The sequence below is a fragment of the Vitreimonas sp. genome, from assembly GCF_035627415.1.
Lineage (GTDB): Bacteria > Pseudomonadota > Alphaproteobacteria > Caulobacterales > Aquidulcibacteraceae > Vitreimonas.
This window is the reverse complement of sequence record NZ_DASPLU010000038.1, coordinates 221,277-243,863: the sequence shown is the minus strand read 5'-3', so window position 1 is coordinate 243,863 and position 22,587 is coordinate 221,277. Positions and strand designations below refer to the sequence as shown.

Here is a 22,587-nt window from a genome sequence, read left to right as displayed (position 1 = left end):
GACGTGCTGCGACTAGTCCCCGACTGGCTGCTCTACATCATCGTCATCGCGGCGGTGGTGTTCGTGCTGTTCCGGGTGGATCAGCGCGCCGACGCGCCGGAAGTGTACCGGCCCGACTCGGCGCAGCCGGAGCCTGGCGCATTCTTGCCGCCGCCCTCGATGTACGATCCCGAAGTGCTGGTCGAAGTCGGTCCGGTCGCGTCGGGCATGGGCTCGGCGTTCGCGATCTCGGAAGAAGGCTGGTGGCTGACAGCGCGCCACGTTGTCGACGGTTGCCAGCAGGTCGGCCTCATCGTCTCGCGCGGCGCCGCCGTGCCGGTGCAGGAAGTGAAACGCGCGCTGTTCGCCGATCTGGCCTTGCTCCGCACAGAGCGCGCGCCGGCGGCGCTGGCGCTCGACACCTCCGAGCGCCAATTCCAGGTCGGCCAGCGCGCCTTTCATGTCGGCTTCCCGCAAGGGCGGCCGGGCGAAGCCTATTCGCGGCTGATCGGGCGAGAAACTCTGGTGGCGCGCGGCCGCTACGATCTTGAAGAACCGGTGCTGGCGTGGGCCGAATTGGGCCGCACGACCGGTCTGCGCGGCTCGCTCGCGGGCATTAGCGGCGGACCGGCGTTCGGCGCCAACGGCCAAGTGATCGGCGTGACCATCGCCGAATCGGCGCGGCGCGGCCGCGTCTACACCGCCTCCCCCTCTTCCATCACGCGCCTGCTGCGGCTCGAACAAGTCGACGCGCAAGGCGCGCCGGCGCCGCGGCTGACGGCCGACAATTACGGTGAAGAGTCGGACGATCTGCGCCGCCAGCTCGCCGTCGCTCAAGTCGTCTGCGTCGCGCCCGGCGACCGCCCGCTATGAGCGCGGCCTACGCCGATCGCCTGATCGAGAAAGTTCGCTCCAAGCGCACGCCGCTCTGCGTCGGCCTCGACCCGTTCGCGGACAAGGTGCCGGCCCTGTTCGGCGATCTGAAGAACGACGCCGCCTCGGTGCTGGTGAAGTTCGGCACCAGCCTCATCGACATCGCCGCCAAGCACGCCGCAGTGCTGAAGCCGCAACTCGGCCTGTTCGAACAATTCGGCGAACTCGGCTACGCCGCCGCGCGCATGCTGGTCGAATACGGCCGCGCCGCCGGCATGATCGTGCTCCTGGACGCCAAACGCGGCGACATCGGCACCACCGCCGAAGGTTATGCGCGCGCCACCATCGGTGCGCGGCCCGGCTTCGACGCCGATTGCGTCACCGTCAATCCGTACATGGGCAAGGACACGCTCGCGCCCTTCGTCGACATGGCCAAGGCGAACGGCAAAGGCGTCGCCGTGCTCGTGCGCACCTCAAACCCCGGCGCCGGAGATTTTCAGGATCTGCAGGTCGGCGGCGCGCCGGTGTGGCGGCGGGTGGCGGAAATGCTGGCGCCGGAAACGCAAACCTTGATGGGCGCCAGCGGCTGGTCCGGCCTGATGGCGGTGGCCGGCGCCACTTATCCAGAGGAAGCGCGCGCGCTGCGTGAAGCGATGCCGCACGCCCTCTTCCTGGTGCCCGGCTACGGCGCGCAAGGCGCCAGCGCGAAGGACGCGCTCGCCGGCTTTGTTGCAACGGCGCAAGGTCTCGAAGGCGGCGTTGTGAGTTCCTCGCGTGCGGTCACTTATCCGCCCGCCGCGCAAACTGCGAAAAACATGAGCGAATGGCGCGCAGCGATCGACGCAGCCATGGCCGTCGCCGCCGACGAGCTGCGCACAGCCTCTGCCCGCTGATCGGGCGACAAAGACGTTCTTTTTCGCTACTTCTGCGATTCGGGGGATGCGCCCAAAACGGGCGAGCGAGGGAGATCACCCATGCGCAAGAATTTGTCGCGCGCCCTGTTCGCGCTGGCGCTGATCGCTGCGCCGGCGGCTTACGCGGATGGTCCGGGCGATGCCGGACCCGACGTCGCCGCGCCGCCCGTGCGCGCCGAACCGGTCGCCCCTGCGGCTGAACCAGCGAGCGCGCCGCACGGCCAAAGCGGCGCGATCAATCTGCTGAACGGCGACGTCGCGCTCAATGTCGCCGACGGCTACCTCTTCTACTCCGCCGACGAAGCGCGCGCCTACATGCAGCGCAACAATGCTTCGGCGCCGAACGGCGCTGTGCTCGGCATGATCGCGCGCGCCGGCGACGACATCCGCGCCCCGGGCACATGGGCGACCATCGTTAGTTATGACGCGATCGGCTACGTGCAGCCGGAGACGGCCTCGGGCCTCGCCGATGCGAACTTCGAAACCAGCGTCCGCGACGCGCGCGCCGGCCAAGGCCGCCGCTTTGAAGGCTTCGCCGCGGCGCCGGCGTACGATGCGGCCGCGCCTTCGCTGATCTGGGCCGAACGCGTCGCCGCGCCCGGCTCGCAAGGCAAGGATCTGCGCTACGAACAAAAAGTGCTCGGCCGCCACGGCGTCGCCGGCCTCACTTCGATCGGCAGCATGGATCAGATGCCGGACATCGAAGCCGCCGCCGCGGCGCTGCGCGGCATGCTGAGCTTCCCGGCCGGCCGCATGCATGCGGATTTCCAGGCCGCCAGCGACGCGGTCTCCACCTATTCGGTCCCCGGCCTCGTCACCGGCGTGCCGAACGCGGCGCCGGCGGCGGAAGTCGCCGCGTTGCAAGGCGAAACGCAAACCAATTTCGGCGGCCTCGCCGGCTGGTTTCCCTGGGTGGCGCTCGGCGTCGTCGTCCTCGCCATCGCCGGCTTCGTACTGATGCGCCGCCGCCGCGCGGAAGAAGCGGAAGTTTGAATACCCCACCTCCCCCTCGATCGGGGAGGTGTCAGCGTGCGCAAGCACGCTGACGGAGGGGGTGATCGCACCAGCGTCGAAGAAGAAGCCTCACGAGGCGCAAGCCCGAGCGCCTGGGTCTCGCCCCCTCAGTCATCCGCCTGCGCTGCGCTCCGGCGGACGGCAGCTCCCCCATCGAGGGGGAGCGGGGATAGCTCACCTGTCTATCCTCGTATTTCCGGCTCAAGAGCGTTGGAAACCAAGCGCCGCGTCGAAACTTATCCGACTGCGCCAGAACTGGGTGATAATGCTGCTTATGAACGCAGCAACAACAGCCCTGACACTCACCGCCGAACCGCTCTGGCGCCGCGCCCGCGAGTCCTTCGCCCGCGCCGTCGACTCGTTCGGCGCGCCGGTGGTGATCGCCGTTCTCCGCCGGCTGACGCGTCCGTTGCGGCGCGCCATCGTCGCGCGGCTCTGTCTGCTCGAACACGTCGTTCGCAAATTGCTGCTCGCCGAAGCCGCCGCGATCCGCAGCGCCGAACTCGCCGCCGCCGTGAGCGGCGCGCCGGCGATCGCCGCGCCGCCAGCAGCGCCGCCGACGCGGCAAACGCAAGCGTTCGCCGCGCGCCGCGAACGCGCGGTCATGAAGCCCGATCTCTACCATCCGCAAAGCTGGCGCGCGCCCTTCGCCTACGGCGTGCCGGCCGATCCCCCGCCGCAGCCGCTGGAGCGCAAGCCGCGCGTCCTTCGCAACGAAGACGAAACCGCCTTCCGCCTCGCCCGCCGCCTCGAAGCTTTGCGCCGCGTGCTCAAGGACCCGCTGCCGCACGCCGCGCGTCTCGCCAACAGGCTCGCGCGCGAAGCGCAGCGCGTCCCCGAGCTGGCGTGGCGCTTCGTGCTGGCGAGCGCGCGCGGCAACGGCTGCGACCACCAGGATCCGCTGCTCGGCTTGCGCGCCACCAACGCCGCCTTCACCGGCTGCGTCGCCACCCCTGCGCCCTTTCCAGATTCAAGTTGAACTCAAGCCAAGCCTCGGAGCGCCCAAGCCCCGGTTGCAGCACGCAACGCGGGAACGCCCGCGCGCGCGCAATTCAACGCAACAGGATCATGCCTTGAGCCACTTCGATCCCCACCCGCTCCAACCCATCGCCGTTGCATGGCCCGCCGGCGCAGGCGCCGTCGGTCAGCGTGAAGCTCGCGCCGTGCGCCATGCAGACGAGATAGCGCGCCTCCTGCACGACGATGCGCCCATCGGCGCGCTGCAACGGATAGCCGGCGTGCGGGCACACATTGCGGAATGCGGCGACATGATCGCCGGCGCGGGTGAGGATGAGCGAGCGGCGCACGCCGGCGCCGTCCTCGTATTCGACGACGATCGCGCCGGGATCGGCCAGCGCGTCGAGACGCGCGAGGATGGTCAAACCCCTTCCGCCTTGAACGGCCGCGCCAGCAATTGGGTGATGGCGTCATCGATGCTGATGCGTTCGGCGACGATCGCGTCCACCGCGGTCGAGATCGGCATCTCGACGTTATGCCTTTCCGCCAACGCCGCCACGGCCGGCGCGCTCTCCATGCCTTCGGCCACCGAGCGGCGTTCGGCCAGGATGTCGGCGAGCTTGCGCCCTTCGCCGAGCGCAGCCCCCAGCGAGGTGTTGCGCGAGGTGAGCGAGGCGCAGGTGAGCACAAGATCGCCCAGGCCGCAGAGACCGGACAGCGTCTCGGCTTTGCCCCCCATGGCGAGGCCGAGACGCGTGAGTTCGGCGAAGCCGCGGGTGATCAAGGCCGCGCGTGCGCCGTCGCCCAGCTTTCGGCCCTCGGCCACGCCGCAAGCGATGGCGATAACGTTCTTCACCGCCCCGCCGATCTCGGCGCCGACCAGATCGTCGGCCACGTACGGCCGAAACGTCGGCAGGCCGATGGTGGCGACGATGCGCTGCGCCAATTCCTGGTCCGGGCTGGCGATGGTAGTGGCGGTCGGCAGGCCGCGGGCGACGTCCTTGGCGAACCCGGGCCCGGACAGCACCGCCGGCGTCCGATCGGGAAGCTCCTCCTGCAGCACGTCGGTCATCAGCGCCAGCGTGCCGCGCTCGACCCCCTTGGCGCAGAGCACGATCGGCGTGCCGGTGCGGAGGTGGGGCCGAAGCGCTTTCAGCGTCGCGCGCATGTGCTGGGCCGGCGGCACGGCCAGGATCAGATCCGCGCTCGCGACCTCCTCCAGCTCGTCGGTGGCGCGGATGACAGGGTTGAGACGGACGCCGGGCAGGAAGAGCGGGTTTTCCTGCGCCTGGTTCACCCCGTCCACCACCTCGGCCTCACGGGCCCAGAGCGTCACGGCCCGCTTGGCCGCAGCCGCCACCTGGGCCAGCGCCGTGCCCCACGCCCCGGCGCCCAGGACGGCCACGTTCTCGTACGGCTGGCTCAAGCGGCTGAATCCTTCATTGAACGTTCAGTAGAAACCCGGTAGTTTGTAGGGATGGACGAAAAAGCCGCCACCCGCGACCGCATCCTTCAAGCGGCCATGAACCGCATCAAACACTACGGCTACGGCAAGACAACCATGGCCGAGATCGCCGCCGATTGCGACATGTCGCCGGGCAACATCTATCGCTTCTTCGAAGCCAAGATCGACATCGCCGAGGCGATGGCGCGCAAGCACTACGCCGAGGAGCAGGGCGGTCTCGCCCAGGTCGCGCGCCGCAAAGACTGGCCGGCCGACCGCAAGCTCAAGGAAATGCTCGCTCGGCGCATGCGCGACAACTTCCAGATGTTCGAAGAAAACGCGAAAATTCTGGAAGTTGCCGAGGTTCTGGCGCGCGAGCGGCCGATGTTCATGAACGAGCTCATCGCGCTGGAGCGGGTCAGCATCAGCGCCGTGGTCGAGGAAGGCGTGAAGAGCGGCGTCTTCGCCCCGTGCGACCCCGAATACGTCGCCGAGATGATCCAGTCCGCCACCATCAAATTCGGCCTGCCGCAGCTGTTCTCGAAGCTGACGCTGCCCAAGCTCGAGCGCGAATTCGAAGGCGTAATGGGGCTGATCCTGAACGGGCTTTACGCCGGTGGGCCGAGGGCCAAAGTCGGCGCTGCGCCGGCGAGTGTAGCAGCCGATACATAATTCTACCGTATCGAGTGAACGAAATCATTTTTATTCATTGATCAGCGCGAGGGGAGGTGCTAGGTATTTGTCATCGACAGCCCACGAGCCCTGGAGCCCCCGATGACCACCGCCCGCCCCTCCGTCCTGCTGATGACCAGCTTCGTGATCGCCGCCGCCGGCCTGTTCGCCCTGGCCGCCGCGCCGATCGTCCAGACCGCCGCTTTGGTGGTGCTCTGAGTTCTGCCTGCGGCGCGGCTCCCAGCGCGCCAAGGGTCCTTGTGCAGGCGCGAAGGCGATCCCTTCGCGCCTGCTCTTTCTTTGCAGTAATGCGACGTTAATATCCGATCCGCTTGCAAAAACGCATAACTGCGCTGGAAAATCCGCCCTACTAAAGTTCCCCGAAAGGGTCCATTTCACCCTCATCGATGTTCGCACCTGCAACATCGAACCTTTCGTGGGGAGAATTTCGAATGTCCGCTCAAGACCTGCCGTCGACCGCCAAGGCCATGGCCCTCGTGATCGCCGTCGCGCTGGTCGCGACCGCGTTTGCGCCGCTTCTGTTCACGGCCGCGCACGTCGTCGCCTAAGCTTTCGCTCCCTTGCGCCCCGGCTTGTGGCTGGGGCGCAGACGGGCGGCCTCACCGTCCAGCGGCCAGCGCGGCCGCGCCGGAAATGACAGGTCGTCACTGAATCCGAGCCGCAATCTTTCAGCCCCGGCAAGCGCGATCATCGCGCCATTGTCGGTGCACCAGCGAAGCGGCGGGGCTACGAAGGCGTAGCCGCGCTCCTCCCCCAGAGCCTGCAAAAGGCTTCGGATCGCCTGGTTGGCCCCAACGCCTCCCGCCACAACCAGCCGCCCTTTCGCTCCTTCCAGATCCTCGAACATCGCCATCGCCCGCCGCGTGCGGTCCTCGACGATATCGCACACCGCCGCCTGGAAGCTGGCGCAGAGATCGGCCTTGTCCTGATCCGTCAGCGCGCCAAGCCGTTCGGCCTCGCGCGCGCACGCGGTTTTCAAACCAGCGAACGAAAAATCGCACCCCGCACGCCCCAGCAGCGGCCGCGGCAACGAAAAGCGCTTGGAATCGCCATTTTGAGCGGCTTTTTCGACCAGCGGCCCGCCCGGAAAACCGAGATCCAACAGCTTCGCCAGCTTGTCGAACGCCTCGCCCAGCGCATCGTCCATGGTCGATCCAAGCCGGCGATAATGGCCGACACCGAGCACGGCGATGAACTGGCAATGCCCGCCGCTGACGAGCAGCAGCAAATATGGAAACGCCGCCCCGCCTTCGGCCAGCCGCGGGCTGAGCGCGTGGCCTTCCAAATGGTTCACCGCCAGCAGCGGTTTGCCATGCGCCAGCGCGATCGCCTTGCCGGCCAAAAGCCCAACCATCACCCCGCCGATCAGGCCCGGCCCCGCCGTGGCGGCCACGCCGTCCAGATCGGCAAAGCCAAGCCCCGCATCGCCTATCGCCGCAGCGATAACCCCGTCGAGCCCTTCGACATGCGCCCGCGCCGCGATCTCCGGCACCACACCCTTGTAAGGCGCATGCTGCGCCGCCTGCCCGAGCACGATGTCGGAGAGCACGACCGGGCCGCTCTCCTCGAGGCGCAGCACCGCGGCCGCGGTTTCATCGCAGCTGGTTTCGATGCCGAGAACGGTGAGCGGCTTCATGTGAAGGGCAATATGGGAATAGAGAGCAGGGCAATAGGGGCGTGTAGCACTTTGCCCTACTGCCCTACTGCCTTATTGCCCTACTGCCATGACCATTCTCTTCCGCATCGGCGCGCGCGGCTCGAAGCTTTCGCTGGCGCAGACTGAAGCGACGCGCGCGCGCTGGGCGGCGCTGATGGGCGTCGCCGAAGAGGCGTTCGAAATCGCGCCGATCACTACGACCGGCGACCGCATCCAGGATCGCCGCCTGATCGAAGCCGGCGGCAAAGGGCTCTTCACCAAGGAACTCGACGAAGCCCTGCTCGACGGCCGCATCGACATCGGAATCCACTCGCTCAAGGATTTGCCGACGCGCCTGCCGGACGGCGTCGCGCTCGCCTGCGTGCCCGAGCGCGAGGATCCGCGCGATGCGTTCGTCAGCCTCAAAGCCAGGACGCTCGACGAGCTGGCGTCGAATTCAATGGTCGGCACCGCCAGTCTGCGCCGCCAGGCGCAAGTGCTGTACGCGCGCAACGATCTCAGAGTTTCGACGCTGCGCGGCAATGTCGATACGCGGCTGAAAAAGCTCGAAGCCGGCGAAGCCGACGCGACTTTTCTGGCGATAGCTGGGCTGAAGCGCTTGGGTCTGCAATCGCGCGCCGCTAGCTTGATCGATCCGCAGATCATGCCGCCCGCCGCATGCCAAGGCGCGCTCGCTATCACTGCGCGTGAAGGCGATGCGCGCGTGCGCGATGCGCTGGCCAAGCTCGAGGATGCGCGCGCGCGTGTGGAAATCGAAGCCGAGCGCGCATTTTTGCTGGCGCTCGACGGCTCGTGCCGCACGCCGATCGCCGCGCTCGCGCGCGTGGAAACGGATGCGCTCTCATTGCTCGGCGAAACCCTGCGCCCTGACGGTGGCGCCCGGTGGCGCCGCAGCGAACGGATCGTGCTCGACGCCGATTCGGTGAAGCAAGCGCAAGCGCTCGGCGCGCGCCTGGGCGGCGAAATCCGCGAAGAAGCCGGCGATGCGGCTGTGACCGACAAGTGATGCGCGTCGCCATCACGCGCGCGTTGCCCGAAGCGACACGCACCGCCGAGCGTTTGCGCGCGCTGGGCGCCGAGCCCGTGTTGGCGCCATTGCTGACGATCGCGCCCTGTGCGTTCGATGCCAACGTAGAAGGCGCGCAGGCGCTGATCTTCACCAGCACGAACGGCGTTCGCACCTTCGCCGCAGTGAGCCCGCTTCGCTCGCTGCCGGTGTTCGCCGTCGGCGATGCGACGGCGGCGGCCGCGCGCGAAGCCGGCTTTGCCGACGCCCGCTCGGCAGACGGTAACGTTTCGGATCTGGCTGTGCTCATCAAGCGCGCCTGCGATCCGATCAAGGGCAAGCTGATCCATATCGGCGGCGCCCATCTCGCCGGCGATCTCGCGGGCGAACTCGTAGCGTCCGGCTACGCCGTCGAACGCCGGATCGCTTACGAAGCGGTCGCCGCCTCCGCCCTCCCCGCCGCGTTCGCAGCCGCGCTCGACGCCGTGCTCTTCCACAGCGCGCGCGCCGCCGAGACATTCGTAGCGCTGGGCGCGCCGGGCGCGGCGGAACTGGTCGCAGCCTGCATCAGCGAAGCGGCGGCCGACCCGCTGCGCAAAACCGCATGGAAGCGGATCATCGTGGCGCCCGCGCCACGCGAGGACGCGCTCCTGTCGGCTTTACTCCAAAACTGAGGCATCCCCGCTGGCGCAATCGCTTGAGCGGCTTCCGGCAGGAGCCTAGATTCGGGGCGCGGCCTGCGACTCGTTTCCTGCGCGAAATGCGGGAAGTCGCGGGAAGTCTGGAAAGACTTTGGGGAGTCCCGATGAGCAGAGACGACGACGCAGAGCGCGGACGCGCCGAGCCGATCGACGTTGAGTACGAGCCCTATCGCGAGGAGCCGCGCGAAGGCCGCGGCGTCGGCATGGGCACGGCACTGGCGTTGGCGGTCGTGGCGGCCGGCGTCGGTGCGGCGGGCGGCGCGGTCGCGCCGCGGGTGCCGGCCATAGCTGCGGCGATCGAGAATGTGGCGCCGGCGCAAGAGGTCGTCGGCGAGACGCCCGACAACACCGCCGCAACGCTCGACGCCCGGCTCGATCAGATCGAAGCGCTGATGAACACGCCGCTGGCGGAAGCCGCGAGCGGCGACGCCGGCGCCGAAGGCACGGCCGCGCGCGTGTTCGCGCTGCAGGCGGGTTTACGCGATGTCGAACAGCGCCTCACCCAGATGCCGTCGACGACCGAGGTCGCGGCGCTGGTGACCGAAGTGCGCCGCCTCCAGGAAGAGCTGCCGGCGGTGGCGCAGGAAGCGCGCGCGGCCGCGACCGCGGCGCGGGCGTCGTACGCGATCGTCGCCGCGTCGGAAGCATCGCGCTCGTCCGGGCCGTTCGAGCAGGCGCATGCGCAGCTCGCAGCTTTGTTGCCCAACGATCCGAACGTCGCCGCGCTCGAACCGCTCTCGCGCACCGGCGCGCCAACGCGTTCGGAATTGCGCGACCGCTTCGAGCGGCTCGACAACGAGATCATCCGCGCCGCGCGGCAAAGCCAAGCGGGCGCCGGCTTCTGGGGCCGCATCCAGGCGGCGCTGGCGCAGTGGATCATCATCCGCCGCGCCGATTCCGGCGACACGCCCGAAGGCATCGTCGCCCGCGCTGAACAGGCGCTTGCGGGCGACCAGCTCGATCTCGCCGTTCAAGAACTCAACCGCCTGCCCGAGCAGCCGAAGCGCGCGGCGCAGGATTGGATCAACGACGCCCGACGCCGGCTCGAAATCGACCAGCGCATCGGAGCGATCCGACAAGAATTGTCGCGGAGCTAAGCCCGATGTTGCGTGTCGCCTTCCTGCTGATCGTCGCCGTGGTCGCGATGCTGGCCTCGTGGCAGATCGTCACTACCGATCCCGGCACGGTCGAGGTGGAATGGTTCGGCACGCAAGTGTCGACGACCGCGCTGTTCGGCTTGTTGATCCTGGTGGCGATCATCGCCGTGGCGCTGCCGCTGCTGCGTTTGGTGATGTTCCTGATGGACGCGCCCGGACGCATCGGCAAAGCCAGCCAACGCGCGCGGGTGCGGCGCGGCCAAGAAGCTTTGGCGCTCGGCTTGATCGCCGCTGAAGCGGGCGAATTCGAAGATGCGCGCCGGCACGCGGACAAGGCGGAAGACCTGATCGACGAACCGCGTTTGGCTTTGCTGCTGCAGGCCCGCGCAGCGGAAGTGTCGGGCGATACCGCGGCCGCCGAGCGCGCCTATTCGGGCATGCTGCAGAACGAAGACACCGAAGTGCTCGGCCGCAAGGGCCTGATGGCCGCCGCGTTGAAGCGCGGCGACCGCACCGCGGCGCGTGCGCACGCGGAAGCGGCGTTGAAAGCCTCGAAGACAGCGACGTGGCCGTTCCAGTACGCGTTCGATCTCGCCGTGCAGGCGGCCGACTGGGAGAACGCGATCGAAGCGCTCGATCTCGGTGACAAGCGCAAGCAGGTGGAAGACAAAGTCGCCAAGCGCCGGCGCGCGGTGCTGATGTGCGCGCAATCGGCCAAGCTCGAGCGCGAGCGCCGCGCCGACAAGGCCTGCGAGATGGCGCAGAAGGCGTTCCGCATGGCGCCGACCTTCGCGCCGGCGGCGGCGATCACGGCGCGCATGCTGGTGGCCGAAGGCCGCGCCGAACGCGCTGCGGCGATCCTGGAAGAGGCATGGGAGAACGCGCCGCATCCGGCGCTGGCGCACGCCTATCGCGACATCGTGCCGGGCGAAACGCGCGAAGCGCGCGCCGAGCGCATGCGCGCTTTCGCCGAGAAGCGTCGCGACCATCGCGAGTCGAAGATCGTGCTGGCCGAGCTCGCCATGGAGCGCGGCGATTGGGGTGGTGCGCAAGCGGCGCTCGAAGACGCCTATCGCGAAAACCCCTCCTCGCGCATCTGCATCCTGTTCGCGCAAGTCGCGCGCGGGCGCGGCGATGAGAACGGCGCGCGCACTTGGCTGGCGCAAGCTGCCGCCGCGCCGCGCGAAGCCGATTGGTCGGATCTCGATCCGGAAGGTCCGGCGTTCCTCTACGACGACAGCGACTGGGCGCGGATGGTCTATGTGTTCGGCGACTCAGGTCAGCTGATCCACCCGCGCATGGAGCGCGGCGGCGTCGATGCGCTCGGGCCCGTGCTGGCGCTGCCGACGGCGGTGCTGACCCCGCCGCGCCCGGACGCGCGCGTCGACATGAACGCGCCCGACGAAGTGGAAGTCGAAGAAGTGCGCTAGGCGCGGCGACGCGCCGGCTGTGACGCGCCCGATTGGCCGGTGCGGAACGAAGCCACGAGCTGCGCCAAATCCTGCGCCTGCTGACTGAGCGCGCCGACCGCTTCCAGCGTGCGCTCGGTCGCGGCCGCCGCTTCCTGCGTCATGCGATCCATGCCGCTGACCGCTTCGGACACTTCGGCCATGGTTTTGGCTTGTTCGTGCGATGCCGAGGCGATCTGCGACACACGCTGCGAGGCGGTGCGGGCGGTGTCGACGATCTCGCTGACCGCGGCCCCCGACGCCCGGACCAGGCGCACGCCGGTCTCCACCTGAGACCGGCTCTCGCTCAGCAGGTTTTTGATCTCGCGGGCCGATTCCGCCGAGCGCTGCGCCAACGCGCGCACTTCGTGCGCGACGACGGCGAAGCCGCGGCCGTGCTCGCCCGCGCGCGCCGCTTCGACCGCGGCGTTGAGCGCCAACAAATTGGTCTGGAAGGCGATGTCTTCGATCAGCAGCAAAATCTCGGCCACTCGTCGCGACGAGCGATCGATCTCTTCGACCGCGATCACGGCGTCGCCGGTCAACTGACCGCTGGCTTCGGCGCGCTTGGCGACGTCCACCGTCGCGCGCGCGACGGTCTCGGCGCTGGCGGCGTTGGTGCGCACGCTCTCGCTCATCTCGACGATCGCGGCGGCGGTTTCTTCCAAGCGCGCTGCCTGCAGCTGCGAACGGCGCGACATTTCGTTGGCGTCGCGATGGATCAGCGAGGCCTGCTGACGCGCGCCTTCGCTGGCGCGCGAGGCTTCGCCGATCGCCGCGGCGAGCGCTTCGGCGGCGCGATTGAGATTGTTGGCGACGGTGCCGAAGCGGCCTTGGAAGTCGTTGCCGATCCGCCGGGTCAGATCGCCGTTCGCAAGAGCTTCTGCTTCGCTCTCGACTTCCGCGAGGAATGAATCGGCCGCGGCGCAGATCGCGTTGAGGCCACGGGCGATGTTCAGGAAGCCGCCGAGCTCTTTCGTCTCTGGCGCGCGTTTGGAGAAATCTCCGGCGCTGGCGGCGACGACGACGGCGCCGATGGCTTCATCGAGCTTGCGCTCGGTTTCGATCCGCACCCGCTCCACTTCGGCGGTGGCGCGCCGCATCTCCAGCGCGTTGGCGCGGAAGACGCCGAGGCTGTCGACCACAGCGCCAAGTTCGTCCTTGCGCGCGAGCGCGGCGGCGTCGGCGTCGAGATTGCCGTCCGCCAAGGCGCGCGTGACGGTGGCGATGCGCCGGATCGAGGCGCCGGTCGAGCGGCTGATGATCCAGGCGAACAGCGCCGCCATCAGCGCCGCGAGCGCGGCGACGCCGACCAGCGCCGTCATTGCCGCCTTCGACTCATCGGCGCTCGACTGCGCTTCCGCATCCGCGTCGGCGAGCGCGTCGGCGATGATGCCGTCGGTGATCTGCTGCATCGAGTCGTAACTCTGACGGAACGGATCGAGAAAAGAGACGGCGCTGACGAAATCGATCTCCATCATCGAGCCGACGAATTCGATGACGCCCTTGAACGTGTCGAGTTCGGTGGCCAAGCGATCGAACGATGCGGCGATCTCGGGATCGTGCACCCCTGCCCGCAGCTCGACCACTTGCGCCTTCAACGCGTCGACGCGGGGCCCCAGCTCCATGACCTTTGCGGCGGCGCCTGGGCGGCCCGCCGCCTGCTCGGTCAAGGCTTCGTGCAGAGCGGCGTTGATCGCCTTGATCTCGGCGTCGACTCCGGCGAGTGCGCGCATGCGCGGCATCTGCTCGGACGCAAGGCTCTGCGTCGTCTCCGCCTGATTCGACATGATCATCGCGCCCGCGCCCGACACGGCGACGATCAGCGCCACCGCGACGCCGGAAGGCGCCAGCATCTTCGCCGCGAATGGCAGGTTGGACAAAGCGCGATCAAGACCGACGGCCGACAAGTTCGGCAAGCGAGGCTTGAAGTTCGTGAGGTTCATGATCGCGCTTCCCATACCTGCAGTCGTCTCGCTCAGAAGCTGGTGCGCAGTGTCAGCACCACGCTCCGCTCCAGCGGGTTGAGGCCGATTGTCTGCGTTTCAGCGTCGAGCAGGTTGCGGCCGGAGAGCTCGACGCTGGCTGCGTCATTGACCTGCCAAGCGGCCCGCGCGTTCACCTGCACATAGGCGTCGACCGGAGCGGGCGTGTCGAAGGCGGCGCTGGCGACGCCGAACTGCGTCGTCTCGCTGGTGTAGCGCGCATCGGCGCCGACTTCGAAGCGTTCGCCGACCCAGCGCACGCCGGCCGTGGCGACGTGCTCGGGGCTGGTCGCCTCGAAATCGAGCGGCACCGTGGCGGCGGCGGTCGAGGCAAGCTCATCCTCGATGCTGCGCCAGGAATATTGCGCGTCCCAGTGGATGCGCCCGCTCTGGCCTTCGAGGCCGAACTCGAGCCCATGCATTTCGGACTCGCCGACATTGCCGCCGCCGCTGCCGATGATCATCGGCACGAACGAGTAAACCGTCGACGTGACGCCAAGGGCGCGGAGATCTTCGCTGCGCTGCCAGAAGGCCGAGGCGCGCAGGCGACCGTTGATCGAGGCGATATCGTGATCCCAACCGAACTCGACATTGTAGACCACCGCCGGAGCGAGATTCGGGTTGCCCATGTAGAACACGGTCATGCCCGGCGCCGGCGGCGGCACCGGCAGCTGGAAGCCGAGTTCGAGCAAGCTCGGCGAACCTATGCCGCGGGCCGCGGAGAAGCGCAGCGAGTCCTGCTCGGACACCTTGTAAACCGCGCCCAGGTTGAAGCTCCACTCGTTGAAGTCGGTGGAGTAATCGTCGTTCGTGAGCGGGAAGTTGGCCGGTGCGGCGCCTTCGCGCTGCAGTTCGAGCGAGTCGTAACGCGCGGCGGTCGTCAGCGCGAGCGCCGGCGAGACTTGCCAATTCCACATGCCCGAGAGCGCGTGCACGTCGTAGGACGTCGTGCCGAGGCCGTCATCGTATTCATTCACGCGATACTCGCCGGCGACACGCACGGTGTGGGCCGGCGCCGGCTTCGCGACCAGCGAGGCGGAGGCCACTGTGATCGCATTGTCGATCGTCAGCGGCGCGAACGCGGTCTCCATCACCAGGTCGAGATTGTTCGAGTAGATTTGCGCGTTGAACATGCCCAGAGCGGTTTCAGAGAACAGACCGACCTTGAAGGAGTTGGTTTCGTAGTCGCTGAGCATCGGTTCGCCGTAGCGCTCCGTCCGCTCCGAGTTCGCCCAGGTGGTTTCGAATTCAATGCGGGTCTTGTCGCTCAGCGCGTAGGCGGCGTTGAGCGCCACATTGCGCGCCATTGGGTCGCGCGCGTCCTGCGCGAGCGCGGTCTGCACTGCGATGTCGTCGCCCTCGTAAGACTCGGCGTCGAAGCCGCCGACCGAGAGGCGCACACCGAGATCCTCGCCGAGACGGGTGGTCCAGATGCCCGAGGCGCTGGTGTAGCCCGGCGCGCCGGCGCTGACGCTGGCTTCGTCGACGTCGTCACGCAGCGCGTCGACGGTGATGATGTTGACGACGCCGCTGACCGCGTTGAAGCCGAACAGCGCCGTGTTCGGGCCGCTCACCACTTCGATCTGCAGGATTTCGCCGAGCTGAACCGGGATCGCGTCCCAGTTGGTCATGCCGTAATGGTCGAGATAAACTTGGCGGCCGTTCACCAGCACCAGCAGGCGCGGTGAACTCTGCGTATTGTAGCCGCGGATCGAGACGTCCGTCTGGCCGCGGAACGAGCGCATCACGTCGACATTGGCGAGCCGTTCGAGGACGCCTGGAATGTCGGTGGCGCCGGACGCGCGGATATCGTCCTGGGTGATGATGGTCATGTTCACCGGCGCTTCGGTCGCGCGCTGCGGCGCTCCCGTGGCGGACGTGGTGACCGGTTCGTTGAAAAGCTCGGCGAAGGAGGCGCGGTCGACATTGTCGGCCGCGGCTTGGCCGGAAATGCTGGCGACGCCGGCGAGTGTCGCCGCCGCCAAGCGAAGATTGATGTTCGACATGTTTCGTTCTCTCGAATTCATGGGATGGACGGGATCAGACTTCGCGAATCATCACGCGGAAGGCCTGGCCGAAGGCGATGCCGTTCGCGGCCGAAGCGGCGCGCGACACGACGATCTCGACGCGCGGTTCGGCGGCGACGCCGACGACGCAGTTGCCGGAGTTGACGCACGCCATGTCGGTCGACAGCGTGATCGCGCGCAGGCCGCGCGCGGCGGCGGCGATCGCCGCATGCGAGCCGCCGTGACCTTCCGGCACGATGATGACGCGCGCGCCGGAGCCGGCGAGCGCGCCGACCGCGACTTTGCGCGGCACCAAAGTGACGCCGCCGCCGGCGACGCCTGCCCCCATCGCCGCGACGATGGCGTCGGCGCCCGGGCCGTCGACCACCGCGACGGTGACGTTGCCGCGCGGTAGGCCTTCGACGAAGCCGACAGCGCGCGCCATGACCTGCAGGTCGCGCGCGCTCGTGTCCGCTTGCGCCGGCGCGCTGGCGAGCATCAAAGCGGCGAGCGTCGCCGCGACGAATCTGGATCTCACAAAAGCCCCCGTTGCTTTGCGTTGCATTTGTTCGCGGGGGATGAAGTCGCGCTCGTAACGCTAACCGGAGGTAAAGCGCGCTGTAGGCCGCAAGCTGCGCCCAGCAACGATCGAACACGAAGTGTCACGCGCGCGCGTATATAGCTCGCGCGCACGAGAACGCGCGCGCATCTGACGAACGGCATAGGCCGTGAGCCCCATGTCCAAAGTGCGGTGATCGCGCCCGGCGTAGGCGAACCGTCTTTTCGGCGTACGAGACAAAGCGCCCCGACCGCAGGGCAGCCGGGGCGCACTGGTTTAGGCGGCGCGCTGCTGTAACCGCATGCCATAGAGCATGAGGCCGGCGAGCAGTGCGAGCAGGAGGAAGAAGCTCGGCTCCGGCGTCGACGCGCCGCCAAACGCCATCTCGCCATAGGCCTCAGGGCCCACGCCACGCGGCATCGACAGCGGCACATCGGCGGCTTGCGCCGAACCCGGATTGGCGTTCACCGCTTGGCGCGACACGGCTACGAACGAGGTCCAATCGGTGACCAGCGCAAACTCGAGTCCGAGCGCCGTGACGCGCTCTTCCAATTGCGCTTCGTTCAGCCCTGACGCGCGCAACTCTACCGGGCTCGTATAGTCGCGCATCAAGTCGCCCACCTGCGCCCGCGCCCACATCACCGGGATGGCCGACGCGGAAGCCGACGCCGGCGCCTGCACGTCCGACAACGTGACGCGCACGGGCAGGCTCGCTGGGCGGCCGTTGACCTTGCCGTGCACCGTGATCGTCGCGCTGCGCGAACCGGTGAAGCGGCCCATCAGGCGCAAGGAATCTCCGGCGAAGAGGTCGGGGATGATTGCCGGCGTAACACCGCTGGGCTCGAGCCCGCCCCAGTCGATGCGGATGTCCGTCAGCACCGGCGCCTCGAGCCGCTGGGCCAACTCCTGCGCCGCCTCGAACGAGGTCTCGGTCGGATCGATGTAGCGCGCGAAGCCGCGGCCGCGGCGCGCCATTTCCGACAAGAGATAACGATTCACCGACGTGCCGACGCCGAAGGCGTAAACGCGCGCCGAGCCGAGCCGGGCCGCCATGTCGTGCAGCACTTCCGCTTCGTTGCCGATATAGCCGTCGCTCAGGAAGACGACGATGCGGAGCGTGTTCGGCTGCTGCGGGACGGAGAAGGCCTGCCGGAGGGCCGGCGCGACTTCGGTGCCGCCGCCCGCGCTCATGCCGCGCACATAAGCCTGCGCGCGGCTGATGTTCGCAGCCGTCGCCGGCACTGGGCCGGCATTGAGCTCCCGCGGCGTCGAGCCGAACTGAATGATGCGGAAATAGTCGCCGGGCCGCAGCGCCGCGAGCGTGCGCAGCATGAACGCCTTGCTCGCCTCGATCGGTTCGCCGCTCATCGAGCCGGACGTATCGAGCACGAACACCATCTCACGCGCGGCGATGTCGGCTTCGCGCGGCGCCGCCGGCGGTTCGATGACGAGACTGAAGAAGCCGCCGCGCGCATCGGCGTGGGTCAGCACGCCCGTCTGCACCGCGCCGCCGGCGAGCGTGTAGCGCAACACGAAATCGCGATTGTCGATCACCCGCCCCTCATTGAGCGCGATGCGGCGGCGTCGGCCCTCCCCGCTCATCGTGAGCGCGTGGGTGGCGCTGGCGACATCGCCGATCGGCATGCCCGCTTCGAGATCGATCGCGATCGACACGCGCTCCGGCGCAATCTCGCCCGGCAGCGAGAGGCCGAATACGCCGCTTGGGTAGGCCGGCGGCGGGCCGATGCGCCATGCGCCTGAGGACTCGTCGGCGGCCGGTGCGCCTTCGCTGCCGCTCACGGTCTGCGCCTGCGCGCGCGGCGCGGGATTATAGCGCGGGCCGACGACAAGCGGCAGCACCAGTTCGTAGGCGCCGTCGACGCGCGGCACGCTCTGCGCGTAGCGCAGCGTCACGCGGACGCGTGCGCCGGGCATGAGATTGGCCACCTCTTGCGTGAACATGTTCGGCCTGTGCTGGCTCAAGAGCGCTGCGGCGCGGCCCTCGCGCTGCGCCTGTTCGAACTCCTGACGCGCCTGCTCGCGGCGACGGATCTGCGCCTCGATCATCTCGTCGCCCACCTCCATGGTCATGGCGTAGACGGCGGCGTCTTCGTTGAGCGGGAAGAGATAGGTGGCGTTGATCGGCGTGTCGGTCGGGTTCTCGAATGTCTGCACCAAGGTCACGTTGGCGAGATCGCCGTCGATCGAGACGCTGAAGTCGCTGTTGGCGAGCGGCAGCAGGAGACTCCGGCCATCCACCTCCGCCCGCATGTGGCCGCCGAGAGCTTCGCTCGGATCAGCGCCGTTCTGCGCGCGGGCGAGCGAGCCGGCAAGCAGCGACAACGCTCCGATCACTATGATGACGCACCGCCTGGCGAACATGCTTTTCCTCCTGGTTCAGGGCGAGTGAGTGGTTCCGCGAGGCTGATCGAGCGCGGCGAAAACGCCGGCGTCGAAGTCTTCGCGTTGATGCGGGCTGGCGCTTTCAGGCGAGATGCGTTGAACCGCGGTCCAAACCGTCGAACGGTCGGCAAGCCAAAGCCAAACCGCTTCCGACACGCTCGCGGCGCGGTGGCCGCGGTCTGAGAGGAAGCTGACCTCGACGCGATACGCGGTTCCATCCAGCGCGACGGCGCGGTAGTGCGCGCTCGGGATCGGCGCAAAGCGCATGCCGAGATAGCTGACGCGATAGCCGAGCCCCCGCAGGCACTCGTCCGGCGCGTGCAAGTGGCGCAGCGGCGAGGTCGTGCGCGTCAGCAGCAGCGCGAACGGACCGTACGCCGCTTTCGCGGCAGCGCCGCCATATTGCTCGAAATAGGCGCGCTCGCGATCGCTCAGTGGAAGCGCCGCCGCGCGCAGATCGCCGATCCGCTCGGGCGCCGCGATGGAGATGTCACGCGCGGCGACATCCACCGGCCGCGCCGGTGTGGCGATGATGGCGACGGCCGCTAGCAGAAAGGCGCTGGCGGCCCAGGTGCGTGATGTAGATTCTATGCGCGGCGGGACGGCGGCGACGGACGTAACGGTTTTGGCCGGCGCCGGTGAGACGCCGCGCGCCCATAGGATGAGAACGGGGCATACTGCGGCGAGCGCGACCAGGCCGACGATGTCGTGCCAGGGCTGCGCCATCACGTCGAAACCGAGACGATCTGGACCGAGCGCGACGCCGGCGGCGAGCAGCGTGATGCGCAGCACGTTGCCGACGCACGCCGCCGCCAGCGCCAGTGCGCCGCCGAACACGGCGCTTAGCCCGCGCGGGCGCGCAAGCGACGCCGCCACAGCGAACGCGAGCGCAAACATGATCAGAGCGCGCGCGCCAGAGCACGGCAAATCCACGAGAACGTCGGCGCCCTCGACCGTGATGCGCACCCCCGCGCACTGCACATCTCTGAACAGCGCCGAAAGCGCGCCGCATGCGCCGCGCGCCGACACGTCCTGCAGAGCAAAGCCGATCGAACGCTGCACGATACGCTCGAGCGGCAGCGCGAACGCGAACGTCACCGCGAGCCAGAATGGCGAGAGCGCGCGGACGCGGCGATGCAACCCGGCGAGGCGCCCAAGCGCATAAACGTCGATCACCAGCGCCAGCGCGCCGATCGTGTCGACGGCGAGGATCTGCCCGGCCAAGCGCACGAGCGCCGTCGCCGCCAGCAGCGCCACGGCGATGCGCACGCCGGCTTCGCCGCCGCGACGCGTCAACGGGCTCGTGGCGCTCCAGGCTGCGAGGCCGAGGAAGGCGGCGAAATAGATAAGCCCGTGCGAATCGAACGCCGGATCGAGCCAAGTGCCGACCAGCCACGCGAGCGGTCCCGCCGCCAGCACGATGGCGGCCGCCGCGAACGCGATGCGGCCGAGATCGAAGCGCAAGGAAACGGCATGACCGAACACGCCGTGAGGTTATTGGTAGACTATGCAGACGCGATCGCGGCTGTGCCCAACCGCTCAGGAGCTTGTGTGCAGCTCGCGTGCAATCGGCAGCGTCAGCACGAACGCCGCGCCGGCGGCGCTCTCAGCCAAAGCAATGTCGCCGCCATGGGCGCGCAGCAGCGCGCGAACGATGCCGAGCCCCATGCCCGTGCCGCCTTCGGCGCGCCGAGTGGTGAAGAACGGATCGAAGATGCGCGCGCGGTTTCCTTCCGAGATCCCTGCGCCATTATCGCCCACCTCGACGACCAGCTTGGCCCCCTGCTCGCGCGCGCCGATCGAGAGCCGCGACGCGCCGTGCCGCAGCGCATTGTCCGCCAAGTGTCCGAACACGATATCGGCGTTCTCCGCCGACATCGCCGCCGGCGGCGCCGTTTCGGCCTGCAGCTCCACTGCCAAACCCTCGAAGCGTGCGCGCAGCGCTTGCGCCACCTCGCTGAGGGACGTCGCGCCGCCCAGAATCGGATTGTCGGCGCGCGCCAGTTCACGCAGCCGGTCGAGCAGCGCGCCGATGCGTTCGGTATCGGCGAGCAGATTGGAGAGAAACCGCTCGCGCTGCTCGGGCGTCATCGTGCTCTCCGCGTCACGGATCAGCTCGGCCGCGCCGCGGATGGCGGTCAAGGGCGACTTGAGCTCGTGAGAGACGTGATTGGCGAAGCCGCTGAGATAGTCGGAGCGATCCGAAAGACGCCGCGCCATGATCATGAGACTGTCGGCAAGGCTCGCGAGCTCGCGCGTGCCGTGGCGCTTCAGCGGGCCGATGGCCTCGATCCGGCCGGCGGTGATCTCCTCCGCTTTCAAGGCCAGTTCGCGCATCGGCCGGGCGATCGTCCGCACGAACACGAAACCGATCGCGCTGGCGGCGGCGAGCGCCAGCAGGATCGTCGCCAGCACCTTGTCGCGCTCGCGATAGAGCGCGCGCAGGATGTTGTCGGGCGTGCGCGAAATGTAAACGACGCCGCGCACGCGATCGTCGACGAACACCGGCATCGCCACGTAGAGACGGATCTTCGTGCCGCGGCTGATCGAATAGATGCGCGGAGGCTCGGAGACCTCGTCCCGCACGCGCATCACGGTGCGGACACGCCCGGCCATCGCCGCCCGCACTTCAGCCACGTGCGCGTACGAGAGCCCGACGTCCTCGCGGCCGCCGATGACGGCGCCGTTGGCGTCGAGCAGACGGAAGCCGGCCAGGGTTGTCCTCTGCGTTGCCGTGGTGACCTCAGTCAGCCTGCGCCCGCTTTCGAGCGCAGCCACGGACGGCGGCGTCTCCGGAGGAATTGGCGCAGGCCGCGCGGCATGGATCGGCGAAGAGGCGAGATCGAGCGAAGGCAGGATCGGCGCGTAACGCTCGTCGATCACGACCGCCGGATCGCTGGGCGGCCGCGGCGGTCCTTCGGGAAACGCCCCGCGCGGCGCCGCTTCGATCTCGCGCGCATAGAAGGCCGAAAGCATCGCGGCCTGGGCGATCAGCTCCGATTCCGTCTGCCGCACCAGCTGGTTCTCGAACACGCGGAAGAACAGCAGCCCCACCAGCGGCAGCACCAGCACGCTCGCGATCACCGCGGCGGTGATCATACCGATGCTCGGGCGCCACTTGTCGTGCGTCGCGCTCACGCTGTGGCGCCGAGATCGCCGAGCTTGAAGCCGACGCCATGCACGGTCTCGATCACCGCGGCGCAGCCGGCAGCGGCGAACTTGGCGCGCACGTTGCGGACGTGGCTGTCAATGGTGCGGTCGGAGACGTGGACGTTGTCGGCATAGGCCGCATCCATGATCTGGTCGCGCGTGAAAACGATGCCCGGCCGCGCCGCCAGCATGCGCACGATCGAGAACTCGAGCGCCGTCAACGGCACCAGCGCGCCGGCATAGCTCGCCTGGAAGCGCGGCGCATCGAGGGTGAGCGCGCCGTGACGCAGCACGTCGGCCGCCGGTTCGGCCGGTGCGGCGCGCTTGCTGCGGTTCAGGATCGCATGGATGCGCGCCACCAGCTCGCGCGGGCTGAACGGCTTGGTGACGTAATCGTCGCCGCCGAGTTCGAGGCCGACGATGCGGTCGACCTCGTCGCTACGGGCCGAGAGGAACAGGATCGGCGTGTCGCCCTTCCTGCGAATGCGGCGGCAGACTTCGAGGCCGTCCATCTCCGGCATGCCGATATCGAGCACGACGAGATCGGCGCCACCGGCTTCGAGGCGCTGCAGCGCTTCAGCGCCGTCCTTGGCCGTGACCGGGTTCATGCCGGCGCGCTCGACCGCAAAACAGATGACGTCGCGGATGTGCGGATCGTCGTCGACTACGAGGATGCGGTGGCTCATGCGGCAGGTTCCGAC

The 22,587-nt window shown here is 68.4% G+C and carries 19 protein-coding genes; 9 read left to right on the top strand and 10 right to left on the bottom strand.

Annotated features, from left to right (window positions below):
• The first annotated feature begins 3 nt into the window (after nt 1-3).
• From VEA80_RS19960 to VEA80_RS19945, 4 genes are all read left to right on the top strand, one after another.
• Nucleotides 4-852, top strand: a complete 849-nt coding sequence (locus tag VEA80_RS19960; protein WP_325062557.1) for a serine protease — start codon at nt 4-6, stop codon at nt 850-852.
• Nucleotides 849-1,745, top strand: coding sequence for an orotidine-5'-phosphate decarboxylase (pyrF, locus tag VEA80_RS19955; RefSeq protein WP_325062556.1), 897 nt, complete (start codon nt 849-851; stop codon nt 1,743-1,745). Before VEA80_RS19960 ends, pyrF begins: the two co-directional genes overlap by 4 nt.
• Before the next feature lie 81 nt (nt 1,746-1,826).
• A complete protein-coding gene (locus tag VEA80_RS19950) occupies nt 1,827-2,759 on the top strand; it encodes a DUF2167 domain-containing protein (RefSeq protein WP_325062555.1) in 933 nt (310 codons plus the stop codon).
• A gap of 295 nt (nt 2,760-3,054) precedes the next feature.
• A complete protein-coding gene (locus VEA80_RS19945) occupies nt 3,055-3,759 on the top strand; it encodes a hypothetical protein (RefSeq protein WP_325062554.1) in 705 nt (234 codons plus the stop codon).
• 73 nt (nt 3,760-3,832) lie between these two features.
• Here VEA80_RS19945 and VEA80_RS19940 read toward each other — a convergent pair whose 3' ends face one another.
• Nucleotides 3,833-4,162 (bottom strand): Rieske (2Fe-2S) protein, encoded by a 330-nt coding sequence (locus VEA80_RS19940; protein WP_325062553.1) that lies wholly within the window; start codon nt 4,160-4,162, stop codon nt 3,833-3,835.
• Complete coding sequence (locus VEA80_RS19935; protein ID WP_325062552.1) at nt 4,159-5,163, bottom strand: NAD(P)H-dependent glycerol-3-phosphate dehydrogenase; 1,005 nt, start codon at nt 5,161-5,163, stop codon at nt 4,159-4,161. The genes VEA80_RS19940 and VEA80_RS19935 overlap by 4 nt, the downstream gene beginning before the upstream one ends.
• A 51-nt stretch (nt 5,164-5,214) precedes the next feature.
• On the opposite strand from VEA80_RS19935, the gene VEA80_RS19930 reads away from it, so the two are divergent.
• Entirely contained in the window at nt 5,215-5,853 is a 639-nt protein-coding gene (locus VEA80_RS19930; RefSeq protein ID WP_325062551.1) for a TetR/AcrR family transcriptional regulator, read from the top strand.
• Between the two features lie 565 nt (nt 5,854-6,418).
• Here VEA80_RS19930 and tsaD read toward each other — a convergent pair.
• Complete coding sequence (gene tsaD / locus VEA80_RS19925) at nt 6,419-7,510, bottom strand: tRNA (adenosine(37)-N6)-threonylcarbamoyltransferase complex transferase subunit TsaD (RefSeq protein WP_325062550.1); 1,092 nt, start codon at nt 7,508-7,510, stop codon at nt 6,419-6,421.
• Between the two features lie 88 nt (nt 7,511-7,598).
• Between tsaD and hemC the strand changes: the two genes are divergently transcribed.
• The 4 genes from hemC (at nt 7,599) to VEA80_RS19905 (ending at nt 11,765) form a co-directional block, all read left to right on the top strand.
• Nucleotides 7,599-8,537 (top strand): hydroxymethylbilane synthase, encoded by a 939-nt coding sequence (hemC, locus tag VEA80_RS19920; protein ID WP_325062549.1) that lies wholly within the window; start codon nt 7,599-7,601, stop codon nt 8,535-8,537.
• On the top strand, nt 8,537-9,211 hold the full coding sequence (locus tag VEA80_RS19915; protein ID WP_325062548.1) for a uroporphyrinogen-III synthase: 675 nt from the start codon (nt 8,537-8,539) through the stop codon (nt 9,209-9,211). Before hemC ends, VEA80_RS19915 begins: the two co-directional genes overlap by 1 nt.
• A gap of 131 nt (nt 9,212-9,342) precedes the next feature.
• Entirely contained in the window at nt 9,343-10,335 is a 993-nt protein-coding gene (locus tag VEA80_RS19910) for a COG4223 family protein (RefSeq protein ID WP_325062547.1), read from the top strand.
• Nucleotides 10,336-10,340: 5 nt separating this feature from the next.
• Nucleotides 10,341-11,765: a heme biosynthesis protein HemY gene (locus VEA80_RS19905; protein ID WP_325062546.1), complete on the top strand. Its 1,425-nt coding sequence runs from the start codon at nt 10,341-10,343 to the stop codon at nt 11,763-11,765.
• Here VEA80_RS19905 and VEA80_RS19900 read toward each other — a convergent pair.
• The 7 genes from VEA80_RS19900 to VEA80_RS19870 form a co-directional block, all read right to left on the bottom strand.
• Nucleotides 11,762-13,729, bottom strand: coding sequence for a methyl-accepting chemotaxis protein (locus tag VEA80_RS19900; RefSeq protein ID WP_325062545.1), 1,968 nt, complete (start codon nt 13,727-13,729; stop codon nt 11,762-11,764). The two genes, VEA80_RS19905 and VEA80_RS19900, sit on opposite strands and share 4 nt — an antisense overlap.
• A 32-nt stretch (nt 13,730-13,761) precedes the next feature.
• Nucleotides 13,762-15,774, bottom strand: a complete 2,013-nt coding sequence (locus VEA80_RS19895; RefSeq protein WP_325062544.1) for a TonB-dependent receptor plug domain-containing protein — start codon at nt 15,772-15,774, stop codon at nt 13,762-13,764.
• Nucleotides 15,775-15,808: 34 nt separating this feature from the next.
• The gene (locus tag VEA80_RS19890) at nt 15,809-16,312 is read right to left on the bottom strand and encodes a hypothetical protein (RefSeq protein ID WP_325062543.1); all 504 of its coding nucleotides are present in this window, start codon (nt 16,310-16,312) and stop codon (nt 15,809-15,811) included.
• 297 nt (nt 16,313-16,609) lie between these two features.
• Nucleotides 16,610-18,715 (bottom strand): VIT and VWA domain-containing protein, encoded by a 2,106-nt coding sequence (locus tag VEA80_RS19885; RefSeq protein ID WP_325062542.1) that lies wholly within the window; start codon nt 18,713-18,715, stop codon nt 16,610-16,612.
• A gap of 15 nt (nt 18,716-18,730) precedes the next feature.
• Complete coding sequence (gene xrtT / locus VEA80_RS19880) at nt 18,731-20,221, bottom strand: exosortase T (protein WP_325062541.1); 1,491 nt, start codon at nt 20,219-20,221, stop codon at nt 18,731-18,733.
• Nucleotides 20,222-20,275: 54 nt separating this feature from the next.
• Nucleotides 20,276-21,874, bottom strand: a complete 1,599-nt coding sequence (locus VEA80_RS19875; RefSeq protein ID WP_325062540.1) for a sensor histidine kinase — start codon at nt 21,872-21,874, stop codon at nt 20,276-20,278.
• Nucleotides 21,871-22,572 (bottom strand): response regulator transcription factor, encoded by a 702-nt coding sequence (locus VEA80_RS19870; RefSeq protein ID WP_325062539.1) that lies wholly within the window; start codon nt 22,570-22,572, stop codon nt 21,871-21,873. The genes VEA80_RS19875 and VEA80_RS19870 overlap by 4 nt, the downstream gene beginning before the upstream one ends.
• Nucleotides 22,573-22,587: the final 15 nt, after the last annotated feature.

What these genes read in the sequence shown, in the direction of transcription:
- hemC (WP_325062549.1), top strand. Translation starts at nt 7,599, where the DNA reads ATGACCATTCTCTTCCGCATCGGCGCGCGCGGCTCGAAGCTTTCGCTG.
- VEA80_RS19930 (WP_325062551.1), top strand. Translation starts at nt 5,215, where the DNA reads ATGGACGAAAAAGCCGCCACCCGCGACCGCATCCTTCAAGCGGCCATG.
- tsaD (WP_325062550.1), bottom strand. Translation starts at nt 7,510, where the DNA reads ATGAAGCCGCTCACCGTTCTCGGCATCGAAACCAGCTGCGATGAAACC.
- VEA80_RS19910 (WP_325062547.1), top strand. Translation starts at nt 9,343, where the DNA reads ATGAGCAGAGACGACGACGCAGAGCGCGGACGCGCCGAGCCGATCGAC.
- VEA80_RS19945 (WP_325062554.1), top strand. Translation starts at nt 3,055, where the DNA reads ATGAACGCAGCAACAACAGCCCTGACACTCACCGCCGAACCGCTCTGG.
- VEA80_RS19905 (WP_325062546.1), top strand. Translation starts at nt 10,341, where the DNA reads ATGTTGCGTGTCGCCTTCCTGCTGATCGTCGCCGTGGTCGCGATGCTG.
- VEA80_RS19885 (WP_325062542.1), bottom strand. Translation starts at nt 18,715, where the DNA reads ATGTTCGCCAGGCGGTGCGTCATCATAGTGATCGGAGCGTTGTCGCTG.
- VEA80_RS19950 (WP_325062555.1), top strand. Translation starts at nt 1,827, where the DNA reads ATGCGCAAGAATTTGTCGCGCGCCCTGTTCGCGCTGGCGCTGATCGCT.
- VEA80_RS19895 (WP_325062544.1), bottom strand. Translation starts at nt 15,774, where the DNA reads ATGTCGAACATCAATCTTCGCTTGGCGGCGGCGACACTCGCCGGCGTC.
- pyrF (WP_325062556.1), top strand. Translation starts at nt 849, where the DNA reads ATGAGCGCGGCCTACGCCGATCGCCTGATCGAGAAAGTTCGCTCCAAG.
- VEA80_RS19915 (WP_325062548.1), top strand. Translation starts at nt 8,537, where the DNA reads ATGCGCGTCGCCATCACGCGCGCGTTGCCCGAAGCGACACGCACCGCC.
- VEA80_RS19870 (WP_325062539.1), bottom strand. Translation starts at nt 22,572, where the DNA reads ATGAGCCACCGCATCCTCGTAGTCGACGACGATCCGCACATCCGCGAC.
- VEA80_RS19900 (WP_325062545.1), bottom strand. Translation starts at nt 13,729, where the DNA reads ATGAACCTCACGAACTTCAAGCCTCGCTTGCCGAACTTGTCGGCCGTC.